At 67.8% G+C, this 19,085-nt stretch carries 22 protein-coding genes and 1 pseudogene; 5 read left to right on the forward strand and 18 right to left on the reverse strand.

All coding sequences use genetic code 11. The annotated features are described in order from the left end of the window. Positions 1 to 223: 223 nt before the first annotated feature. Positions 224 to 1,072 carry a helix-turn-helix domain-containing protein gene (locus tag NQU55_RS25290; protein WP_168097042.1) on the reverse strand — a complete coding sequence of 283 codons (849 nt, stop codon included), beginning with the start codon at positions 1,070 to 1,072 and terminating at the stop codon, positions 224 to 226. Positions 1,073 to 1,153: 81 nt separating this feature from the next. Here NQU55_RS25290 and NQU55_RS25295 point away from each other — a divergent pair, with 81 nt between their 5' ends. After that, on the forward strand, positions 1,154 to 1,768 hold the full coding sequence (locus NQU55_RS25295) for a nuclear transport factor 2 family protein (protein WP_256791188.1): 615 nt from the start codon (positions 1,154 to 1,156) through the stop codon (positions 1,766 to 1,768). Between the two features lie 34 nt (positions 1,769 to 1,802). On the opposite strand, the gene NQU55_RS25300 is transcribed toward NQU55_RS25295, so the two are convergent. Then, positions 1,803 to 2,669 (reverse strand): transposase, encoded by an 867-nt coding sequence (locus NQU55_RS25300; protein WP_168096997.1) that lies wholly within the window; start codon positions 2,667 to 2,669, stop codon positions 1,803 to 1,805. Between the two features lie 134 nt (positions 2,670 to 2,803). On the opposite strand from NQU55_RS25300, the gene NQU55_RS25305 reads away from it, so the two are divergent. Next, positions 2,804 to 3,043 carry a hypothetical protein gene (locus NQU55_RS25305; protein ID WP_256791189.1) on the forward strand — a complete coding sequence of 80 codons (240 nt, stop codon included), beginning with the start codon at positions 2,804 to 2,806 and terminating at the stop codon, positions 3,041 to 3,043. A gap of 96 nt (positions 3,044 to 3,139) precedes the next feature. On the opposite strand, the pseudogene NQU55_RS37175 reads toward NQU55_RS25305, so the two are convergent. The 3 genes and pseudogenes from NQU55_RS37175 to NQU55_RS25315 all read right to left on the reverse strand — a co-directional run. Continuing rightward, positions 3,140 to 3,382, reverse strand: a pseudogene (locus tag NQU55_RS37175) (transposase family protein); the annotation flags it as partial. 73 nt (positions 3,383 to 3,455) lie between these two features. Further along, positions 3,456 to 3,896 (reverse strand): hypothetical protein, encoded by a 441-nt coding sequence (locus NQU55_RS25310; protein ID WP_256791190.1) that lies wholly within the window; start codon positions 3,894 to 3,896, stop codon positions 3,456 to 3,458. Between the two features lie 45 nt (positions 3,897 to 3,941). Then, positions 3,942 to 4,460, reverse strand: a complete 519-nt coding sequence (locus tag NQU55_RS25315; RefSeq protein ID WP_256791191.1) for a hypothetical protein — start codon at positions 4,458 to 4,460, stop codon at positions 3,942 to 3,944. 260 nt (positions 4,461 to 4,720) lie between these two features. On the opposite strand from NQU55_RS25315, the gene NQU55_RS25320 reads away from it, so the two are divergent. Further along, the gene (locus tag NQU55_RS25320) at positions 4,721 to 4,930 is read left to right on the forward strand and encodes a hypothetical protein (protein ID WP_256791266.1); all 210 of its coding nucleotides are present in this window, start codon (positions 4,721 to 4,723) and stop codon (positions 4,928 to 4,930) included. Between the two features lie 380 nt (positions 4,931 to 5,310). Here NQU55_RS25320 and NQU55_RS25330 read toward each other — a convergent pair whose 3' ends face one another. The 6 genes from NQU55_RS25330 to NQU55_RS25355 form a co-directional block, all read right to left on the reverse strand. Then, on the reverse strand, positions 5,311 to 5,631 hold the full coding sequence (locus NQU55_RS25330; RefSeq protein ID WP_256791192.1) for a hypothetical protein: 321 nt from the start codon (positions 5,629 to 5,631) through the stop codon (positions 5,311 to 5,313). 8 nt (positions 5,632 to 5,639) lie between these two features. Continuing rightward, positions 5,640 to 7,436, reverse strand: coding sequence for a midas domain-containing protein (locus tag NQU55_RS25335; RefSeq protein ID WP_256791194.1), 1,797 nt, complete (start codon positions 7,434 to 7,436; stop codon positions 5,640 to 5,642). Between the two features lie 1,264 nt (positions 7,437 to 8,700). After that, positions 8,701 to 9,027, reverse strand: coding sequence for a hypothetical protein (locus NQU55_RS25340; protein WP_256791196.1), 327 nt, complete (start codon positions 9,025 to 9,027; stop codon positions 8,701 to 8,703). 320 nt (positions 9,028 to 9,347) lie between these two features. Further along, entirely contained in the window at positions 9,348 to 10,067 is a 720-nt protein-coding gene (locus NQU55_RS25345; protein ID WP_256791198.1) for a hypothetical protein, read from the reverse strand. A 288-nt stretch (positions 10,068 to 10,355) separates the two neighbouring features. After that, positions 10,356 to 10,985, reverse strand: coding sequence for a hypothetical protein (locus tag NQU55_RS25350; RefSeq protein ID WP_256791199.1), 630 nt, complete (start codon positions 10,983 to 10,985; stop codon positions 10,356 to 10,358). 84 nt (positions 10,986 to 11,069) lie between these two features. Further along, positions 11,070 to 11,918 carry a D-alanine--D-alanine ligase family protein gene (locus NQU55_RS25355; RefSeq protein WP_256791200.1) on the reverse strand — a complete coding sequence of 283 codons (849 nt, stop codon included), beginning with the start codon at positions 11,916 to 11,918 and terminating at the stop codon, positions 11,070 to 11,072. Positions 11,919 to 11,966: 48 nt separating this feature from the next. Here NQU55_RS25355 and NQU55_RS36900 point away from each other — a divergent pair, with 48 nt between their 5' ends. After that, positions 11,967 to 12,197, forward strand: coding sequence for a carboxyvinyltransferase (locus NQU55_RS36900; protein WP_168096740.1), 231 nt, complete (start codon positions 11,967 to 11,969; stop codon positions 12,195 to 12,197). 136 nt (positions 12,198 to 12,333) lie between these two features. Here the strand turns inward: NQU55_RS36900 and NQU55_RS25365 are convergent, their stop codons facing one another. The 4 genes from NQU55_RS25365 to NQU55_RS25380 form a co-directional block, all read right to left on the reverse strand. Beyond that, positions 12,334 to 14,214, reverse strand: a complete 1,881-nt coding sequence (locus tag NQU55_RS25365; protein ID WP_256791201.1) for an SMI1/KNR4 family protein — start codon at positions 14,212 to 14,214, stop codon at positions 12,334 to 12,336. A gap of 372 nt (positions 14,215 to 14,586) precedes the next feature. Further along, a complete protein-coding gene (locus NQU55_RS25370) occupies positions 14,587 to 14,919 on the reverse strand; it encodes an Imm21 family immunity protein (RefSeq protein WP_168096553.1) in 333 nt (110 codons plus the stop codon). 186 nt (positions 14,920 to 15,105) lie between these two features. Beyond that, entirely contained in the window at positions 15,106 to 15,981 is an 876-nt protein-coding gene (locus tag NQU55_RS25375) for a phosphotransferase enzyme family protein (protein WP_256791202.1), read from the reverse strand. Continuing rightward, positions 15,978 to 16,346, reverse strand: a complete 369-nt coding sequence (locus tag NQU55_RS25380; RefSeq protein WP_168096554.1) for a hypothetical protein — start codon at positions 16,344 to 16,346, stop codon at positions 15,978 to 15,980. The genes NQU55_RS25375 and NQU55_RS25380 overlap by 4 nt, the downstream gene beginning before the upstream one ends. A 745-nt stretch (positions 16,347 to 17,091) precedes the next feature. Between NQU55_RS25380 and NQU55_RS25385 the strand changes: the two genes are divergently transcribed. Then, the gene (locus NQU55_RS25385; protein WP_168097073.1) at positions 17,092 to 17,601 is read left to right on the forward strand and encodes a hypothetical protein; all 510 of its coding nucleotides are present in this window, start codon (positions 17,092 to 17,094) and stop codon (positions 17,599 to 17,601) included. Positions 17,602 to 17,755: 154 nt separating this feature from the next. Here NQU55_RS25385 and NQU55_RS25390 read toward each other — a convergent pair whose 3' ends face one another. The 3 genes from NQU55_RS25390 to NQU55_RS25400 form a co-directional block, all read right to left on the reverse strand. After that, the gene (locus NQU55_RS25390) at positions 17,756 to 18,232 is read right to left on the reverse strand and encodes an HIT family protein (RefSeq protein WP_256791262.1); all 477 of its coding nucleotides are present in this window, start codon (positions 18,230 to 18,232) and stop codon (positions 17,756 to 17,758) included. 53 nt (positions 18,233 to 18,285) lie between these two features. Continuing rightward, a complete protein-coding gene (locus NQU55_RS25395; protein ID WP_168096243.1) occupies positions 18,286 to 18,666 on the reverse strand; it encodes a hypothetical protein in 381 nt (126 codons plus the stop codon). A 71-nt stretch (positions 18,667 to 18,737) separates the two neighbouring features. Next, positions 18,738 to 19,043 (reverse strand): MazG-like family protein, encoded by a 306-nt coding sequence (locus tag NQU55_RS25400; protein WP_168096244.1) that lies wholly within the window; start codon positions 19,041 to 19,043, stop codon positions 18,738 to 18,740. Between the last annotated feature and the right edge of the window lie 42 nt (positions 19,044 to 19,085).

Raw genomic sequence — 19,085 nt, forward strand, 5'->3', positions numbered from 1 at the left:
TAGCGCCGCAGGCTGTTCACGAGTCTGGCCTGCGTTGCTTCGAGTGCTGGAAAGCACTTCCCGTAGCCGCCGAGACTCAGTGACGGCGGCCAGTTCAAATTCCCCACGTACGGCCAGATCCAATTTTACGGACAGCAGCCATCAGTTGGGGGGAGCGCAGATTGCGCTCTACGGGGTGGGAGCCTTCGTCCGTGGCGAGTGTTGCGTACTGCGTGGCGGGGTGTCAGCCTGTTTCCGTCGGCGCTGTGCCTGCCCACGCGATGTCGTCCACCGCCAGTCCTGGGTCGGCGGCCAGGGTTGCCGGAGTCATTCCTGTGAACGCCAGGATCTCCCGGTGGAGATGGGACTGGTCGGCGTAACCGCACTCCGTTGCGACCCAGGCTGCACTGTGGCCCGCGGTCAAGCGGTGGGCGGCATGGCGGAAGCGGACCAGCGTCGCAGCGCGCTTGGGAGGCAGGCCTATCTGCGACCGGAACCGGGACCACAGGCGTCTGCGGCTCCAGCCGACCTCGGCCGCCAGATCCTCGACCCTGACCGAGCCGCGGCTGACGACGATCCGGTCCCAGGCCCTGACCACTTCCGGTTCCGCTGGTGGCCCCGTCCCACGGCGACGGGAGAGCAGGGCATCCGTCATCGCGAAACGGTCCTCCCATGACGGTGCATCGCCCAGTTGTTCCCGGAGCCGTGCCGCGTCCCGGCCCCACAGGTCGTCGAGGGCGACCACGGTACGGTCCAGTTCCGCCGGGCGGACACCCAGCACAGCGTGCGCGACCACCGGGGACAAGCGCACCTCTACGCACGTGACGTTCTCGCCCCGCATACGGACCGCACCGGGCACGAGCCCGGCGACGAGACTTCCACGCTGCTGCCAGCCGCTGGCGTCGCCCATGACGAGCGAGCCGTCGCCGAACGCGACAACCACAGTGACGGCCGGGTGCGGGATCACCGGCAGGTCGGCAGGGACCGCACTCCGGTCCCGGAATCCGGCCAGGCTGATGCCGGCTGCCCGGCTGGGCCTCAGCGGCCTCGCGACATCCCACCCGGCCACAGCCCCATGCTCGTACACGGTCAACGGCATGCCCCCATGCTAAGAAGAGAGCGCCTGGAACATTTGTCCAAGACGCCGGCGCGGAGCCACGGTGACAGTGGACTCATGAGCCACAACATCATCCAGGACGCCTTCCAGGCGTTTGCCAGCAGCAACCCTGACCAGATCTCTGCGGTCCTCACCGAGGACGCCGAATGGCTGTCACCCCCTGGAAACGCCACTGCCGTCGCGCTCAAGTCGACCAACCACATGGTGGGCAGGAAGGCAATCGTGCACTTCTTCACCGAGGGCTTCCCCCGCCTGTTCGCGCGTGACGTCAACGTCACCTTCCACGGGTCTCACACCGACGGCGACCGGGTGACCGTGGAGGCGACCATGACAGCGACGCTCGCCAACGGCAACCCCTACACCAACGACTACTGCTTCCTCTTCGAGCTCCGGGACGGGCTGATTCACCGCGTCCGCGAGTACGTGGACACAGCCCGCGGGCACCGCATGATCTTTGGCAACGTGCCAGAGCAGACTCCCCGACCCAGCCGTGACCCGGCGGCCCCGACTGAACAGGCAGGCCGGAACGGCGAACTCGCCTCGGCACGCGACCAGCAGCCTGAGCAGGCTCCGGTTGCTCTGCCAGCCGGCCGGTGGCGAGTCCGTGCGGTTCACACGACAGGCGACTTTCCCTGGGTTGGTGTCGTCCAGCTACTGCCCGATGGGCCGTAGTAAATGGTGACGGGAGGCAGCGTCGGGGCGGGGGTCAGTGCGCGAGCAGGATGCGTCTTCGAAGGAGGTCGAATCCGGCACGTCCGTAGTCCTGGCGTTTGAGGAGCTTGATTCTCGTGACGTTGCCTTCGACGGCGCCGGAGTTCAGCGGGAGGGTGAGGCCGGCGGTGACGGCGGCGAGGTCCTTGCGGAGCCCGTTGGCGAAGGTGCGGATCTCCTTGACCTGGGACTCGTTGGCCTGGGTGAGCCAGTCGCCCAGGCGGTGCCCGTCGCGGCGGCGGAGGATGGTGGCGAAGCCTCTGGCCAGATGGCAGGCTTCGGCGATCTCCGTGCAGCGGCTACAGACGTCCTTGAGGTCCTGGCAGGCCTGGTCGTTTTGATTCTCTGGGCGGCCGATGATCCACCGGACGACGTCGGCGACCGCGGGCGGTGGCGGGGGCACGGCTCGTGGCCCGTTGTGCCGGGCGAGGGTGTTGAGGAAGCGGCGGACACTCTTGCGGCAGCCCTGGTAGCCACGGGCGGCGATCTCGTCACGCAGGGTCTGTGCGCTGTTGCATCCTTCGGCCCACCGGCGTGCGAGATATGGCTTGTGCGGTGTCAGCGCACTGGAGCGGCTGGGCCTCTCACGCATCAGCGACTCGGCAGTGGCGGCGCGGGCATAGCGGCGAACGGTCTTGCGGTCGAGCCCGAGCCGTGCACTGATCGCGTCGATGGTCAGCCCCCGCTGGAACAGCTCCTGGACATCGCGGTGCCGTTCACGGATCTTGCGCTCGTAGGGGGTCTCCTCGCCGGAGGCCTTGGCGGAGTCGGCAGGTTGCCCGACGTCGGACTGCGGGCTTTTCAGGCAGGAGCGATGCCGGGTGACGGTCTTCTCCAGCCCTTTGGTGAGGTTGTGGAGCAAATGCCACCTGTCTGCGACCTGCGAGATTCCGGACCGGCCCCGTTCAGCGCCCTCGGCGAAGGCCCCTCCGCGGTCCCGGCAGACCGTGCCGATCTGCGGTGCCCGCGGAGCCAGTCGGCGAAGGTGTCGGACGTGTGATCAGGCAGGACATCGACGGGATGGTGGGCGGCCATATCGATGAGGATGGTTCCGAAGCGCCGGCCTCGGCGGAAGGCGAACTCGTCGACACCGAGCACCCTCAGCGCGGGCACCTCCGGCAGTTCCATGGAACGGATCATCCGCAGCAGGGTGGGCCCGCTCACCGGGGCGGCCAGGTGTTGGGCGAGGCGTTCGCCGGCCTGTCCGCCGAGAGCCAACGCGACCTGCTGAAGTAAGCGTTGAAGCGATATGGTCCGTCGGCCGTACCGGAAGGTGAGGTGCTCGAGCTGCTCGGCGAAGGTCTTCTTCCCGCAGTCGGCGTGGTCGCAGAAGAAGCGACGGACCTCGAGGTCGATCGCTGTCTCCTGCCCGGCAACCGCGGCGTCGGCGAGCCTGCGGCCGTAGCGGCTGTGCACGCGCGCCGAAGGCGTGCCGCACCCCGGGCACCAAGCAGTCGGCGCGCTGCATCGGGCGGAGATCCGTACGGACCTGCCGACCCGGACGACACCAGTGACAACGACCTCCGCCAGATGCGGGAAGAGAACTTTCAGCAGCTCAGAACCATGATCCCCCACCGGGAGGAGTTACCCCAAGATCACCCGCTCACGGAAAGTGCCGAAGAGCCAATTCCAACTGGCCACTAACAACTCAGCGGGGCTTTCGGGCTTTCACCGGCCAGCCGAACCGCAGACTCAGGCGCTGGCGCAGGCTCAAGGGTGGCATGTCCTTGCGAGGGGCCGGTAGCGCAGGTGGTGGTGTCCACTGGTACCCGGCCTCGTCGATACGGCCCAGTATCCACGCCCGCCGCTCTTCACCGGCGGCGTTCCACGGGTAGATCATCGGCCGGTCGTGCATCGCCTGTTCCCGCCTGCTGGGGATGGGACGGCCGCGGGAGGGCCGCCTGGGACGCGGGGTGGCCGCGGCCTGCATGTCGCTGCAAAATTCGGCCAGTTCGTTGATCTGCTCGATGACCTCGGCGGACGAATTCTCATGCGGGGACATCTTGGCGCGCCGGGCCAGAACACGTATGGCCAGGAGAGCCTCGTGTGCCAGGAAAGCAGCCAGCTCAGTGTCGCTGATCTCCCGCACACGGGAGCGGGCACGGGGTGTCACCATTCGCACATCCTGGCATGGCTACCCGTGGCAGGCGTCTTGGCCGTCGACGGCGTAGGGCGGGATGCTCCATCGCATCACCGTCTCTCCTGCCTCGTCGGCTTCGAGGGTGACCGGGTAGATCTGACCGGCGGTCCGCTCGCCGTGGTGCCTGATCGCGTGGTCGCCCTGGTCCCATTCGATCCCGAGCGCCTGGCAGCCGCCGACCTCGATCGCGCCGACGCGGAGCGGGTGGTGCCATCCGGCCCGCTGGAAGCGGTGGACATCGGTGTGTTCGTCGACCGAGACCATGAGGCCTTTGCCGTGGTGGCGGTCGCGCCAGGCGGACAGTTCGGCCGCGCGTGCAGTCGCTTCAGCTACCGGGACGTCCAGCCAGCCGTGCGGTCCGTCGACGCCGTACTGCGCGATCCGCTCACCACCGAACCGGGCGTATGCCTCCTCCTCGCACCGGCCCCAGTAGAAGACATCGGCGAGCCCGTCGGCCGGCTCGTCGTCCATTCCCGTCCAGGCGTCCAGTCCGGCGGCGTCGCCTATCACCATGCCGCAGCGGTCGACAGGCAGGTCCCCGAGCCGGACCGGCCGTTCCGCGGTCCCACGCCACGGAAGTCCGACGCTAACCTCCAGGGCCGCGATCGTCGCTTCCCCGTCGAACGGGGGCGGAGAAGCACCATCGCTCACGAAGATGACTCCTCCCAGCGGCACGGCGGCCCTGGCCCGCCGGCTATCGCCCGTTCCTCCCACGGATACGGCAGGCCCGTAGTCGATGGGTCCGTCTGTCTCCTCTCACCGGGGAGCCGACGTTGCCGCTTCCTTGCCGGATCGCCGCCTGCTACGGGCTGGATGAGAAGGTGCTGTTGGCCTGCCGGCAGTCGCGCGGTCATCGGCCCCGGCACGACGGCGGGATGCCGCGCGCGGATGCGCAGGTGCTGCTGGATGAGGCGGGCGGCAACGTGCAGCAGCCGGTAACGAAGTTGCCGGGACTCGGCATCGGCCGGCCCACCGTCCCGTAGCAAACGCGGGTCCAGTCGAGGAGGCCGATCGCTGCGAGGCCGCGTCCGAGCCAGGCCGCATTGATGGCGAAGTGGCGGGACGGCAAGCGGCCGAATCCGGTGTCCTTGCCGCACCGAATGTGGTCTTCGACAGTGGCGTGTCCGCGGTGCCGGACCCCAGGAACCGGGCGGAGCCCCACCGGAGCAGGGGGTGCCGGACCCGCCACCAGGCAGGGCCGACCCATGTTCCAGCGCGCATCCCATGACCGTCAGCCTTTCGGGAGGACACCCTGCTTCCCGCTTCTCCCGAACAGGAAGTCGCAGGCATCCCGCCAGCATCCGCGGAAAGCCTCACCAGTCCCGAACTCAACCGACGTGACAGTGTTTGGCGCTCGCCCACGTCAGTCCTCATCGCTCTCCGGGTAGTCCGGCGGCTCGGGGGCGTCGCCGAAGAAGTAGTCGTACGACGCCTGGAGGAACACGTACATCTCGTCCTCGGTCGGGAAGCGAATCACGCCCTCCGTGATGATGTCCCAGTCCGTCAGCGACATATCGCGGTTACGGATCACCTCGGCGAACCCGTCGCGCTGAGCCTTACGGGTCTTCGTGAAGATGCCCGGCGCGCTGAGGCTGTGCACCAGGTTCGCCTTGAGAACCTCGGGCTCATTGATGTACGAGGGGCCGAATGCGCTGCTGATGAAGTCTTGAGTATTTTCGTCCATGGAGCTTCCTAAGGGTGTCGTCCGGCTCTGGGGTCGGGGTACATAGTATGCAGTCCGCCGGTACTTTCGTTGAATTCAGCGACAATGCGCCCTCCACGGAAGTCCACGGGAAGATGATTGACGGTTCCGTCTCTGTTCTTGGGTTTCGCGGGATCGACGTAATATCCCTCGAATTTACCTGAATGGTCGCCCGGGCCAAAGATCTCCTCGATAGCGGCGTTGACTTTGGGCTTTCCGGTCTGCTCCGCCTTTTGGCGCAGGTACTGCTCGGCTTTGACGTAGTCCTCGGCGTTCTCGAACTTTGTCGCATAATCCCCGCAACCGTGAGGCCTGGTTCCACCATTCGCCTTGACGTCCTTGACGCGGCCGGTCTCCGGGTTCACATGGCGCCTGGTCTCGACATGGCCGTTTCCCTTGAATTTCACGTCGCCGTTGTCGCCGACCTTCGGCTCGCCCTTCCGAGCCTTCAGAGCCTCGGTACTCGGGTGCAGGTGTCGTTGCGGACCGTGGCCTTGGCTTTCGAACTCTGCGATCTTGGCATCTGTCTCGGCCTTGCGTTCAGCATCGTCCTCGTCGCCGCCGCCCTCCGCGGACTCCGACTCCTCCTCGGCGTCTTCACCGTCTTCACCGGTGCCCGCTGCCTGTCCCTCCGGATCCCTGTCGTCGCCAGGCTCGTCGGTCCCCGCCGGCGACTCGGCGCTCTCCGCACCGTCGTTACCGGGCTCCTCCCCGGAGTCTGCGTCCTCAGCAGTCGCCGGTTCCGGAGCATCGCCCGCCTGCCCGGCACCCGCATCGTGCGCATCTACAAGGCCTGTTTCGGAATCCGCGTCCACCGCGTCAACGGATTCCGGCGCGTCGACGTCGGCCTGCTCAGCCTCCGGCTCCGGGATATCGGCTTCTTCTGCATCCGCTGGCTCCCGGGCGTCGTCCGCCTGATCAACATCCGCCCCGCGTACGTCCGCCGGGCCGGTATCGACGTCTACTTCCTCAGCACTCGCCGGCCCTGGAGCCTCAGCGTCCCACTGCTCGGCTTCCGGCTCCGGGGCGTCGTCCGCCTCCTCGGCACCCGTCTCCTGCGAGTCCTCCGCAGCCGTCGGCTCCGGAGCATCGACCGGCGCCGTCGGATCCGGAGCCTCATCAGCCAGGTCCAGACCGCCCGCAACCGGCTCCGGAGCATCGTCCGCCTGCTCGGCACCCGCGTCCTGCGCGTCTACTGGGCCTGGCTCGGAGTCCGCGTCCGCCGCGTCCACCGGTTCCGGGGCGTCGGCTTCTTCTGCGTCCCTCGGCTCCGGGGAACCGTCTGCCTGCTCGGCATCCGTCGTGCGTGCGTCTGCCAGAACGGCTTCGAAGTCTGCGTCTGTGTCTGCACCCTCAGCAGTCGCCGGTTCCGGGGCGTCAGCGTCCCAACGCTCGGCTCCCGGCTCCGGAGCGTCGGTATCCTCGGGCCCGCTGCCGGATCCCTCTACGGCCTCCGATGCCGGGATCTCGTCCGCTTCCCCGGCACCCGATTCCTGCGAGTTCCTCGCGTCTGTCGGCCCCGGGGGCTCAGTGCCTGGCCGCTCGGTTCCCGGTTCCGGGGTGCCGGTCTTCTCCGGTGCGCTGCCCACCTCCTCTGCAGCCGTCGGCTCCGGAGCGTCGTCCGCCTCCCCGGTGTCCGCGGCGCGCGCATCCCCCAGCTCCGGCACATCCGCCGGCCTTGCGCCAGACTCTGAGCCTTCCTCGCCCGTCGGCTCCGGGGCATCAACGGGCTCCGGAGGCGGGGCTTCCGGGCATGGCGGGGGCTGCTCAGGCCGACGGTCGTCCATGATCAATATTCTGACACTGTCACGTCAAAAGACTGAAGCCGCATACACATGCGCACAAGAAGGCTCGAAGCATCCCATGGCACCGCAGCACCCTCCAGAGGGCGGTGCCGGCGATTCACCGTTCAGGAAGGCCGCGTTGCCGTGGAGGGCCTTCCTCTCGACGGTGCCAGCCACACCCGCCACGCGCCAGAAACCCGGCAGGGGCCCCGACCACGGGCCGGGGCTCGGTCTGCCTGCATATCTCGCTAGACCATCCGCCGGGCAGCGCATCCCCCACCCTTCTGCCGGAACAGCAGAGCCCCTACCCTCCCCCACACTGATGGTGCGAGACCCTCGACCGGCACTCCGGGCAGCGCGGACGGGCAGGTCGTCGTAGGGCCGCCGTTGCCCGCGGCGGACAGGACCCGCGGGCAACGGCGGCCCTCTGCCCCTCGCACGTCGTATAGGGCCGCCACTCTTTCCCTCACGTCCGGTGCGTGAAGTGCAAAGAACGCGACGAACCCGCCCGCTATGCGGCCGGAAGCCGAGCTCCCGCGGCGGTGCGGGATGCTGCTGTGCGGGCGCGCCGGGTGTGGCCGTGGGGGATCCCGCGGCGGGCTGGAGTCGTGAACGTAAGCTTCTGGTGCAGCAGGCGGATCATCTGGTCCAGGCGCAGGTCGATGTGGTGACGGCGCTGGTAGCGGATTTCTGCGAGGGTGTAGACGCTGGTTCCGAGTTGCTGGGCGAGGTAGGTGGCGGGCCAGCCGCGTTCGGCGAGTTGCTGAAGGCGGGCTGCTGCGCTGGCGGCTGGGGCCCGGCCGGGCAGCGGGGGCCTGTCCGTGCGGCGGGGATGGCGAGGCCGAGCAGTGCCTCTTGGGTCGGCCGGAGAATCCTGGGCGGCCGACGTGCTTCCTCCGGCCGGAGGAGCCGGCGGACGAGTGTGTCGGCAACGCCGGAGCGCGCCGCGATGTCGCCGGCGGACATACCGGCTTCACGCAGCCGGTTCAGGTGAGCAGCTGCCGGAGCGGAGCTGACATGGGCCCGGCGGCCTGCCGCGCGATCGGCCTCACGGCGCGAGCGTGCCTGGCGCGCGGCACGCAGACACTCACTGCGCCGACAGCCGTAGTCAGCGCAGGACAGGCTGCCGTGGCGTACGCGGCTGCGCACCGGTCGCAGGCGGCCTTCACCTGTGGAGGGGAGCTGCATGCCCTGCGCGGCCGCGCCCGGGCCCGTGTGCGCCACGCCGGCAGGGCGGTTTCGCGTGCTGGGGCCAGGAGCTGGAGTATCAGCCATAGAGCGCCGCACGGAGGTCGTCGACCATCGCGCTGAACTTGCGGTTCTCTTCGACGCGCTGGTCCGGGTCGCATTGTGTGACATGGAACTCGGAGAAGCCGTCCCGCGGCGCCGAGTAGAGCATCGGGAACATCTCAGCTGCGTCCTTCAGTGCCGTCTCGGCCCCGCCTTCCTGCCGGGTAAGGACATCGCGGATGTCCTGCAGCATCAGATACGGGGCACTGTACCTCCGGTCGCCTTCCCGGTACACGACGTCGATGACCTGAGAGAGAAGGGCGGTGGCCTGCTCAAGGCGCGACTCGGGTGTGGGCAGTGTCATCTCAAAGGTTCCGTTCCCAGGACGTCAGCCCTGTCGATAGCCCCATGACTCTCAAATGAATATCAGGGCGCGCTGACAAATCAGTGTCGGCCATCCGGCCGCGGTCCTCCAGCAGTCCTGGCCTGGAGCTGAACGGTTGATCACGACCGGTCTCTTGCGGGCCACACAGGTCAGAATCGGCACGCAGGTACTCGTCCCGTGCTCCTCCAGGCCCACGGCCAGGATCCCTTCCTGACGCCCACACGTCGGCACGGGAGGACCACCGGGATAGAGGTCGTCGCGGGGTCGTGGCGGAGCGGCCGGTGATGCCGCCTGCTGGTTCAGGGTCGGTGCACGGCGAGGCTGCCGTATACCTGTTCGCCGTCGATCATGCGCACGAGGACACGGCACTCCCACGAGCGGCGCCCTGCATCCGGGCCGGACCCGCCGTAGATGCGTGGGTCCGGGAAGAGGTAGTGGATGGCGTCAGGGCGGAGGTGCGCGTACAGCCACGGGCTCGCCGTTCCCAGCCCCAGCTGCAATTGCTGCGCCTGCTGGTAGAGAGCGAAGAGCCCGTCGCGGTCGAGGGCCTTCAGGCAGCGGGCCCGGCGCGGAAGCGGTCGGCAGCCGGGCGGGGTTTTCACCGGCCAGCCGGCCAGCAGACTCAAGGGCGGCACGCCCTTGAGAGGGGTCGGCAGCGCAGGTGGTGGTGTCCACTGGTACCCGGCCTCGTCGATGCGGCGTAGGATCCACGCCCGCCGCTCTTCACTGGCGACGTTCCACGGGTAGATCATCGGCCGGTCGTGCATCGCCTGTTCCCGCCTGCTGGGGGCGTGCCGCCACGGGGTCGTCTGACGCAGGGTGGCCGCGGCCTGCATGTCGCGGCAGAAGTCGGCCAGCTCGTCGATCTGGTCGATGACCTCAGCGGGCGAAGCCTCCTCCGGCGACATCTTGGCGCGCCGGGCCAGAACACGTATCTCCAGGAGCGCCTCGTGTGCCAGGAAAGCAGCCAGCTCAGTGTCGCTGATCTCCCGGACACGGGCGCGGGCACGGGGTGTCACCGTTCGCACATCCTGCCATGGCTGCTACCTCTGGCAGACGCCCGTCACCGACCAGGACGACAAGCAGGACGGCGGCAAGTTCCCCGCCCGCAGGATGTCGCTGCCCGGCGACCCGGAGGACATGCTCATCGACGAGGTATGCCGCGAGCCTCGCCTGCCGGCGTTCGGCGAACGGTTCATCGACTTGGCCGCCAGGCAGCACGAAGGACCGGACCCTGCTGATGGCTGGTTCTGCGCATAAGAGCGGTTCTGGCTCAGCTTTTGTTTGCGCCGTGAGGCGCCGTTGGTTCAGTGCTGGAGGGCACAGTTGTCCGCTGCCAAGTGCAGGTGACGAAGAGTTTCCAGTTCGGTGGTGGGGAAGGCGTGCAGGCGCCACTTCTGGAGGTAGCCGTCCTCGCCGTGGGTTCGCCGCACCTTCTCGGCAGCCACCAGAACCGCATGTGCCAGGGAGGTGCGAGGACGTGTTGACGTCCACATGAGGGTGCCCTTCCCATCCGGTGCGTCGAAGCTCGTCGACATGTCCGGGAAGCGACAGATCGTGATGTGCACGTCGCTGTTTCGGCGACGAAGAATCCACCGTGCCTCTGCCGGTTCGAGGTCGAACGAGAATCGTTGGATGCTATGGGGGCCGTAGAGGCCCGTCACGCCTTTCAACAAGTCGGCGAGCGCGTTTGTGCAGTAGCTGACGATGTCCTGGTGCTTCGTCGAGCCGTCCCAGATCCTGCACGTCGCCCAGCCGGAGCCGCTCAGTTCCCAGCTGAAGTGCAAGGACCTCGTCACTGAATCCCCCTGATCTTTTACGGACAACGCTACCGGGGTGCTGAAGACGTGGGACGGCCGGGTACACCACTCATCCGTGCGTATCCAGTCGGTCTTCGCGGCTTCCGTGTGTCGTTCGGTGTCGCCGCTTTCGAGCATGTCGGATCAGTAGGAGTGGTCCACCACGTTCACGTTGCCGACGTGCGCAACGATAGTGGCCCCCTGCTCTGCCGGGGTCGGTGATCACTGATCCGGGGAACCCACAGGCCGGCGCGTATCCGCACGCCGCGGGTCCTGGCAGGTTGCGGAGGCAAGGGTTTGCAGGTGGGCTGCGAGGTCGTAGCCTGCGGCTGTCAGCGCGATCGGGTAGGTGGTCTGGGTCATCCCGGGTGCGACGTTCGTTTCGAGGACGTGGACCTGGCCGTCGGGGGTGACGATGGCGTCGGTGCGGGAGAGGTGACGTAGGCCGAGCGTGCGGTGGGCTGCCACGGCGACCCGGGCGGCTTCGGCGGCCACTGGCTGGTCGAGGCGGGCGGGGGTGTGGAAGGTGGTGGCGCCTGCGGTGTAGCGGGCGCTGTAGTCATACAGGCCCGGGGCGGCGATCTCGGCGGCGGGCAGGGCGGTGGGTTCGCCGTCAATGTCGGCGACGGCGACGGTGATCTCGGTTCCGGTGATCCACTGCTCGATGAGGACTGGGTGGTAGCCGGGTGCGTCGAGGTTCAGCGGGACCATGGCCTGGCGGTCGGGCACCCAGGCGTGCGGGGACCGGTCCCCGGACTCCTGCGCCGCGCGGCCCGCGGTGCGGAACCAGGCGGTGGATTCCTGCCGGTTGCCGAGGTCGTGCAGGACGATCGCGGTCATGCCGGCCAGCTGGGCGGTCGCCCGGCAGACCCGGGTGCGGTCGGCGACGATCAGCGGCAGACCCAGGAGCGGGCGCATGCTCTGGAAGTCGGCGGCCAGATCCGCGAGGCGCTCGGCCGGTGGTTGGCCGTAATACCGGTACCCGTACTGCTCGGCCCTGGACTCCCACAGGCCGATGTCGGCCGTGCCACTGGTCAGTGTGACGTCGACGGCCTGCCGTGCTTCGAACAACGCGGCGAGTCCGGCGGAGGTCAGTCCCGCGGCAAGGAAGCACTGGGGGTGCCGGTGGCGACCGAGGAGGACTGGATCGAGATCCAGCCGGCGCAGCCGAGCGCGTCCCGTGTGGCCACGCAGCGGGATCATCGGATCGCCATGGCGTTCTCCGTGCTGGGCCTGCGGGTGCCCGGGATCGAGCTGGATGACCCGGGTTGCGTGGCCAAGACCTGCCCCACCTTCCACGGCTTGCTCGCCGACCTGACCGCTCAGTGGGAGAAAGAGTCCGTTTCATGACGGCGGAGACAGGGCGGGCGCTGGTGGTCGAAGCCAGGCGGATCGCCCATCGGGTGCACCTGCCCTGTCTGGGATAGACACGCCGCCATAGAAACCGGGGACGCGGCGCCGTCGGCACGTACCGATCATGCCGGGGTCACGTGTCCGTGCTCCCCTGCCTCCAGCGCATCACTCCCGGGCCCGAGCTCATCACGAAGTACGTCTCGCCGTCGCGCGGTGGCCGCGTCCACGACCGGGTGCGGAAATGGTGCAGTCTGCAGTCTGACGTCAGTGCGAACCTGGGCAAGGAAACACCGAATGCGGCGGCGATGGCCTCCAGCGCCCGGCGTTCACCCGACAGCCATGCGTGCCTGTCCGAGGCAGAGGCGAAGAAGAGGTCCGGGTCGAGAGCCGACGGAACTTGGCCACTGCGCACGACGTCGGCCTCCTGCGCAGCCGTGAACGCATACTGCTCCGCGCCGTTCTCCGCCACGGACACATGGAAGACCGGTGGGCCGCTGTTCTCCGCGTGACTGCTCCAGACCACCACTGCGCGGCCCGCGCGTGATGCCGCGGCGGCCGGGGAGACGAAGCGCTGCCTGTCGATGCGTCCCGCCTCGCGGTCGAAGGCGAAACTCCACCCGGCGGCTGCACGGCCCACGGCCACCCTCGGCTGGTCACTGTACGACGAGCACTCCCGGCGCCCGGAGTCCTGTTGCCACCGTGCCTCCCATGACGTCACGGGCTCGTCGAGGACGGCCTCTTCGTCCGGGCCCAGGAGCCCGGGCAGGTCCACCGGGTCCACGCCCTCCACCAGCACGAAACGGTAGCCCTCCGCGCCGGGGCCTTGCGTTTGCCCTGCCGCCAGCCAGGCCAGGCCGTCGGGGGACGGGGCCAGGATCGTGGGGGCCTCGCCCCGCGCATGGGGCCCTCGTGGTACGGCCAGCAACTCGCGTCTGCGATCGTGTGTCATCAAAGGCCCGAGAAGGGCGTCCTGTATCAGCCCGAAGGGCGCTACGTGGCTGCCGTCCAGCGGTTGCCACCGGGGAAGAGCGGTGATGACCGTGCGCCATGCCGTCTCCGTGTCACCCCAGCGGGCGAGCTCACGGGCCTCTGCCACAGCGTCGCCGAACGGGCCCGGTGCGGTGTAATGGGTGGGCGGCCGCCGGCGTCCGAAGGGTCCGACGATCCCGGCGGGCGCGTTGTTGTCATGGCCGGCGTCCCCCTGCGGGGGCGGGCACTCCTGATGCCATACCGCAGCGGACATGCCCCGCCCACCGAGGAAGAAGGTAGTCTCGCCCAGCACTTGGCGAATCTGGCCGAGAAGCGCCTCCGCCCGGGGCCTGCCGAAGGAGTCCGGCTCCGCGAGTGCGGCCCTTGCCTGCTCGTACTCGCCGCGCAGAGCCAAGTGCCAGGCTTCCTCCGCGACCGCGTCCAGAGCCCGGGTTGTGGCGTTGACGAACTCCTTCTCCCCGCCCCCGTGCGCCTTCAGGCAGTGGAACTGGCGGTACATGGCCTCCATGAACGCCCGAAACGATGCGTACCGCTCAGGGGGAGCGGCTGCCCACACGGAGTGGCGGTACACAGCCCATTCACCGTCCTCGGACACGTCCAGCGGATCCATGAGCACGTACGTGGAATCCGACTCCACGTCCAGTTGCAGTGCGCGACTCCACATGCCCGCTCGCAGGACCTCCTCCGGCGCGGCGTCCCCGGTGAGTTCCTCCCGGTAGAACTCACCGAAGCCGGACTCGTCCTCGTACCAGCGGGCATCCGCGGTTCCGGCGAGCAGTTCGACGAAACCGCCGGCTTCCCGCCACCCGTCGCTCACTTCCAGGAAAGCGCGGTACGACGGCGGGAAGTGGCACCCCAGCCGCTCCTCAGCGGCCGCTATCCGTGCCGCGGTAGCAGGAGCGAACCCCAGCCACCGATCCCGCAGCGCCGTCTCGTCCGGGAAATCGTCGGGGTCGCAGGCATCCGCCCACTCCTCACTCCACTGCTGAAGGAAGAGCCGCCAGCCGAAGGTCGCTTCAGTCATGCCCGGATGCTCCCACCCGGCACTGACATCACCGCGGAAGGCAGCTACCCGTCCGGGCCCATCGGTCAACGACGCCGGACCCTGGGCCTCGTCACCGGCGCGCTGTCAGGCGCGCTCCCTCGCCCGCGGCCAACGACCTCACCCACTTAAGGGCCACGGGGCCGCAGCCAGGGCTTCGCCGCATTCCTCCAAAGCGACTGGGACGCCGCCGTCGACGGCGTCCCTCTGCCTGGGCCTGCGGCGTGGACGAAGGCCAGGACACGCGCCGACTGGTCAAACGCCGGTCGTACGGGCGGCGTCCTTCCTTCTCCTGCGAACCCTGGTACCTCGGCTCAGCCGCCGTGAGCGTCTGAACGACAGAGCCGCTCAGGGTCATCGGCCTGCTCGCAGTCGGCGGGGTACCGCTCCATCCCCTCGCCTGTCACTGAGCGGCATGTGGGCGGTGGACGGCGTCGAGGAGCTGGGCGGCTGCGGCTGTTTTGGCTGCTCGGGCAGGTAGCGGCTGGTGGCGGGCTCGTCCGCCAGGACCAGGGCCTGGCCGCCACGGCGGCCGACATCGAGGAGTCCGGCCCAGCCCTCGACGGCACACGCCCGGTCGTAGTCCTCCACGGGGCTCGATTCCTCGCCCCAGTTCTCTGAACAGCCACCCCATTCCGCCAGCAAGGACACGGGCACGGCGATCAACGGACCTCCCAGGGACTCCACTCACCCGGCAGACCTGCGGTTCGAAGCGGACACACCGCACGAAAAGTGATCCATGCGGGCAGTGTGCCGCCAGCCACTGACAACGCGCCGCTGGAACGGATCGGGCTCCCTGGCTGCCCACGCCTGACGGGACGGAGGCAGTACTGATCCGGGCGCAGAAGGGAGATGCCCCGCCCCCGCCTTGGGTCAGAAGGTGTCCCATCGCGCAGACTGATCGTTTGTGCGGAGTGTGCCGAGACGGTGCTGCAACTGCCTTGCTGCCTGGGTATCGCCTGCGTCGGCGCGTCGGATGAAGGCGCCGAGCGTGTGGAGATCTCGGATGGCGATGAGGACAGGGAGCCCGTCCCAGGTGCGCGGGTCGTACCCGTAGGCGCGGGTAAAGGCGGAGATCGCCTGCTCCGTCCGGCCAAAGCGCACTCCTTGAAGTGTGTTGGCGAGGTCGAGTTCGCGTGGGCCGATGGCGGCTTCGTCCCAGTCGCCGAGGCCGACGGTCGATGCGCCGTCCCAGAGGGTGTTGCCGGGGTAGGCGTCGCCGTGCACGAGGCCGGGGCCGAGCGGAGAGTCGAGGCCCTGATAGGCGTGGAGGAGGGTGTTGATGGTTTCCGTCAGCCAGGTGCGTATACCCTGCTGGAGGCTGGCACTGCTGGCGACTGTCTGCCTCAGGGAGGCCAGAGGATGGTAGGCCGGCAGCTCGATGGGCGGTGGCGTGAGGTCGTGGAGCTGCCGCAGGAGCGCGCCGAGGTGCTCGGCTGGCGGCTGTGCCCGCTCGTCTTGCGGATAGTGCTTCCAGAAGCTGATGGTGTAGGCATCGAGCTGCACTGGCTGGAAGAGTGGTTCGGTGGCGAGGAAGCCCTGGCCGGTGAGCCAGCGTGTCAGGGCGACAGTTGTCCTGACGTCGTTGGCCTTGTCTGATGGGCTGACCCTGATGACCGCGTTCTCGGCCGGCAGAAGGAAGACGGCTGTGGCGTGGTTGCGTAGTGAGGCGAGTCCGCGGGTGTCCAGTCCCAGGGCGCGGCAGGCGGCGTATGCGGCGTGTCCTGGTCGTGCAGGGGTGGTGGTCACCGCACGGACGGTACCGCGTTCGCGCCCTGGATGACGTGGTACCCGCGCGTGAGTTCGGCCAGGTGCCGGGCGGCTGGTACGGAGCGGAGCGCCGGTTCTCGCAGGAGGCTCTGGACACGATGGATTCCTGTGCTCAGCTGGCGGATCTGCAGCGCGGGAGGAAGTCCGATGATCTGTGGTAGGTGGCGGCCGGCTGCTTCGAAGTCGCCCTGGGTAAGGCGGGCGGTGATGAGGTCAGTTCGGGCGAGGGCTTCGTCGCCGTAGGAGCGTTCCTCGTCAGGACCTGCGCTGTACTGCCTGAGGGCGGCGGTCGCGTGGTATTCCGCCCGCTGGTGGTCGCCGAGCAGGCTGTTGGCTTTGTTCACGAGAACCGGTTCTCGTGAACAAAGCCAAGCTGTAGACCGTGCCGGTGTAGTAGTGCTGTTTGGCCCGGGGGAAGGTGAGGATCCCGCCGAACTGGGTCAGCTCGTCCTCCACCGGCACCTCGTCCTGGGCGGCGTGCATGGCCTTCAGGGCCGCGAGGGGGATATCGCCATTGGCACTTCCCGGGATACGAAGACCGCTGGGTCGACACCAACGACGTCTGGGGCTTCCCTGACTACCGCTCCAGCAACTACCCCTGGCTGGAAAAGACTGACCGCGCCGGCGCCGCGCAGTTCCTCGAAGTGGAGTACGGGTTCGTCGGCGTACTGGACCACTGGTGAATGAGTACGCGCGTATTCACACAGGACGCGCCTGGCTCGCCATGCTCGCCGAGTGCACGCCGTTGAGCCAGCCCCGGCCTGCGCACCCGGTGACGCGGATCGTGCCGAGCGAGGACGGGATGCCCTGCAGAGCAGCCGGCACTCGGCATTGGACTTCCAGCGTCTTGAGGCTTCGGCACAAGGGCGGCCCGCCCGGCCGACGTGCGAAGGACCAGTCGGGCTCCAGCAGCTACAGTGGCACTCCTCCAGCACGACCGCGCAGCGGCAGCCCGGCATACAGGGTGATGTCCACCAGATGGCCGGGCGCCGCCTTCACTGCTGACCCGTCCGGGGGGCTGCCTACCGTGGTGCGTCGACGCAGCAGTAAAGATGGTGTCCTTTGCACCTCAGCGAAAAGGACACTTTGATGACTGATCAGTTTGCATACTTCGTGGGAACCGGGCCGACCGCGATGACTCTGTACACGGAGGAACGGCCGTCGAGCCTCTGGCGGCGGTCGGGTGAGCAGTGGGAGTACCTGTCACTGCTCGACTGGGCGTGGCGCAAGGTGGAGGCCAAGGAAGAGGCACAGTTCCTGTTCAGGGCGGGGGATCTCCATCCGGTATCAGCACAGCGTGCTGCCGAGATTGAGGCCGACCGTCAGGTGTGTGTGCGGTACTGGGCGCGTTATACAGATCTGCAGGACTGGGAGGAGGGCGAGCCGCCCACCACGGTGGTCCGGCGCCGACGCAGCCCTGAGGACATTCGCGACGAGTCCTACCGAGATGCCAAGAACTTCTGGGGTCCCACCGATGCAATCCTCGACGTTCACGAGGGCCGGACCTCGGACTGGCCCCATCTGGTCGAGCTGAGCGCGAAGGAGGCCGACGCGCTGCTGCACGAGCTGTTCGGGATCACCAGTGCCATCGACCTGTAATGCAAGCGGCTTCGGCGTCTTCCAGAAGCGGCTCGGCGGAACTGGCTCGGCGGCCCCGACGGCGAGGATCACCTGCAGCAGCCCGCTCCCGGCAATGCCCTTCTTACCGTCCTCGTGTGTGCGGTAAATAGACATGGCACTGGTCAAGAAGGGCTCACGCAGCATCACCGTCGACGACGTCATGGATCCGGTCCAGCTCGTTTCCGATCGCCGTCCGCAGCACGTCGTGTTGCGGACCCAGTCTGAACTGTTCGTCTCTCCATCGGTCTGGCGGGTACAGCCACACGGGCTTGCCCACCAGCTCGGCTGGCTCCCACTCGAAGCGCGGCCAGATGTGAGCGTGCAGGAAGGGGTCGGTGTTCCCGAGGATCTCCAGGTTGACCCGGCGGAAATCGGGGTCGAGGCGTTGGCAGGCCCGCTCGACCGCTTCACCGAGCTGGTCCATATCGGCCAGGAACGCCAGCCTCTTGGGCTTGGGAAGGTCAGACAGTCGTTGGATGCCCGGTTCGTCGATGAGGAGCACCGAGTAGCCCGGCAGGAACTGGACGTCGCCCATCACCGCGATTCCGGCCGCAAGTCGTCGCAGGACTGTCGGGTTCTCGCCGCGCAGGGCAGTGCCGATCCGGTCCATCCGCCAGTCACCAGCCTTGTCTGAGGCCGGTCCGTCCTTTGTCTGGGGGCCGGTCACAGGATGTTCCAGGGCAGGTCGGTGTCGCTGTGACGGAGGCCTTCGATGCGGCGTTCGATTTTCGCGAGGCTGCCGGGGGTGCGGTGGGTTTTGCGGGCGTTGGTGGTGACCATGCGCAGTTCGCGCAGGTCGCGGAGGGTTTCATATCCGGGCAAGCTGGTCACGTCGTATCCGTATGCGGTGGCGAAGTCGTTGTAGTGGGTGGTGCCGTGTCCGAAGCGCCGGCAGTGGACTTCGATGGTGACGAGGGCCCATTCCGGCTGGCCGAGGGAGAGGGTGTCCCAGTCGCACAGGACTGCGCCGTCGCCGTCGTGGAGGGCATTGCGGTGCTGGGGGTCGCCTTGGAGGACTCCTTCGGGCAGGGCGGGATGCTCCATCGCATCACCGTGTCCAGTCACCGTCTCCGACGCCTCTGTTTGGCACCGAGGTACAGGTAGCTCTGCTGTTCCTAGGCCTTAGGGGTCCGGATGAGCGTCCCGTTCTCGTTGCGCTGGTAGACGCGATCTACGTTCTTCCGGATCTTTTTGTCGACTTCGTCGTCGAGGTTGATGCCGTTCATCTGAGCGATGGCCATGAGGTAGATGGCGACGTCGGCAAGTTCCTCGCCGAAGTCTTCCTTCTTCTTGCGCCAGGCCGTGAAAGCCTCGCCGACCTCTGCCGTCATCAGTCCGAACTCAAGGGCAACATCGCTGGTATTGAAGCCCTTTGCGAGCTTGTTTTCCCATGCGAGTTTCTGGGCTTCGCGGATATCCAAGGTTGCTCCAGCTCGGGTAAGGGCCTGTTCTGCCTGACGCTG

The sequence above is a fragment of the Streptomyces telluris genome (genome assembly GCF_024519335.1).
Taxonomy (GTDB): domain Bacteria; phylum Actinomycetota; class Actinomycetes; order Streptomycetales; family Streptomycetaceae; genus Streptomyces; species Streptomyces telluris.

Excerpts from the sequence above, each read along its gene's own strand:
- NQU55_RS25390 (WP_256791262.1), bottom strand. The coding sequence starts at position 18,232 with ATGGACCGGATCGGCACTGCCCTGCGCGGCGAGAACCCGACAGTCCTG.
- NQU55_RS25295 (WP_256791188.1), top strand. The coding sequence starts at position 1,154 with ATGAGCCACAACATCATCCAGGACGCCTTCCAGGCGTTTGCCAGCAGC.
- NQU55_RS25385 (WP_168097073.1), top strand. The coding sequence starts at position 17,092 with ATGACTGATCAGTTTGCATACTTCGTGGGAACCGGGCCGACCGCGATG.
- NQU55_RS25395 (WP_168096243.1), bottom strand. The coding sequence starts at position 18,666 with ATGGAGCATCCCGCCCTGCCCGAAGGAGTCCTCCAAGGCGACCCCCAG.
- NQU55_RS25340 (WP_256791196.1), bottom strand. The coding sequence starts at position 9,027 with ATGACACTGCCCACACCCGAGTCGCGCCTTGAGCAGGCCACCGCCCTT.
- NQU55_RS25365 (WP_256791201.1), bottom strand. The coding sequence starts at position 14,214 with ATGACTGAAGCGACCTTCGGCTGGCGGCTCTTCCTTCAGCAGTGGAGT.
- NQU55_RS25315 (WP_256791191.1), bottom strand. The coding sequence starts at position 4,460 with ATGGTGATAGGCGACGCCGCCGGACTGGACGCCTGGACGGGAATGGAC.
- NQU55_RS25335 (WP_256791194.1), bottom strand. The coding sequence starts at position 7,436 with ATGGACGACCGTCGGCCTGAGCAGCCCCCGCCATGCCCGGAAGCCCCG.
- NQU55_RS25330 (WP_256791192.1), bottom strand. The coding sequence starts at position 5,631 with ATGGACGAAAATACTCAAGACTTCATCAGCAGCGCATTCGGCCCCTCG.
- NQU55_RS25350 (WP_256791199.1), bottom strand. The coding sequence starts at position 10,985 with ATGCTCGAAAGCGGCGACACCGAACGACACACGGAAGCCGCGAAGACC.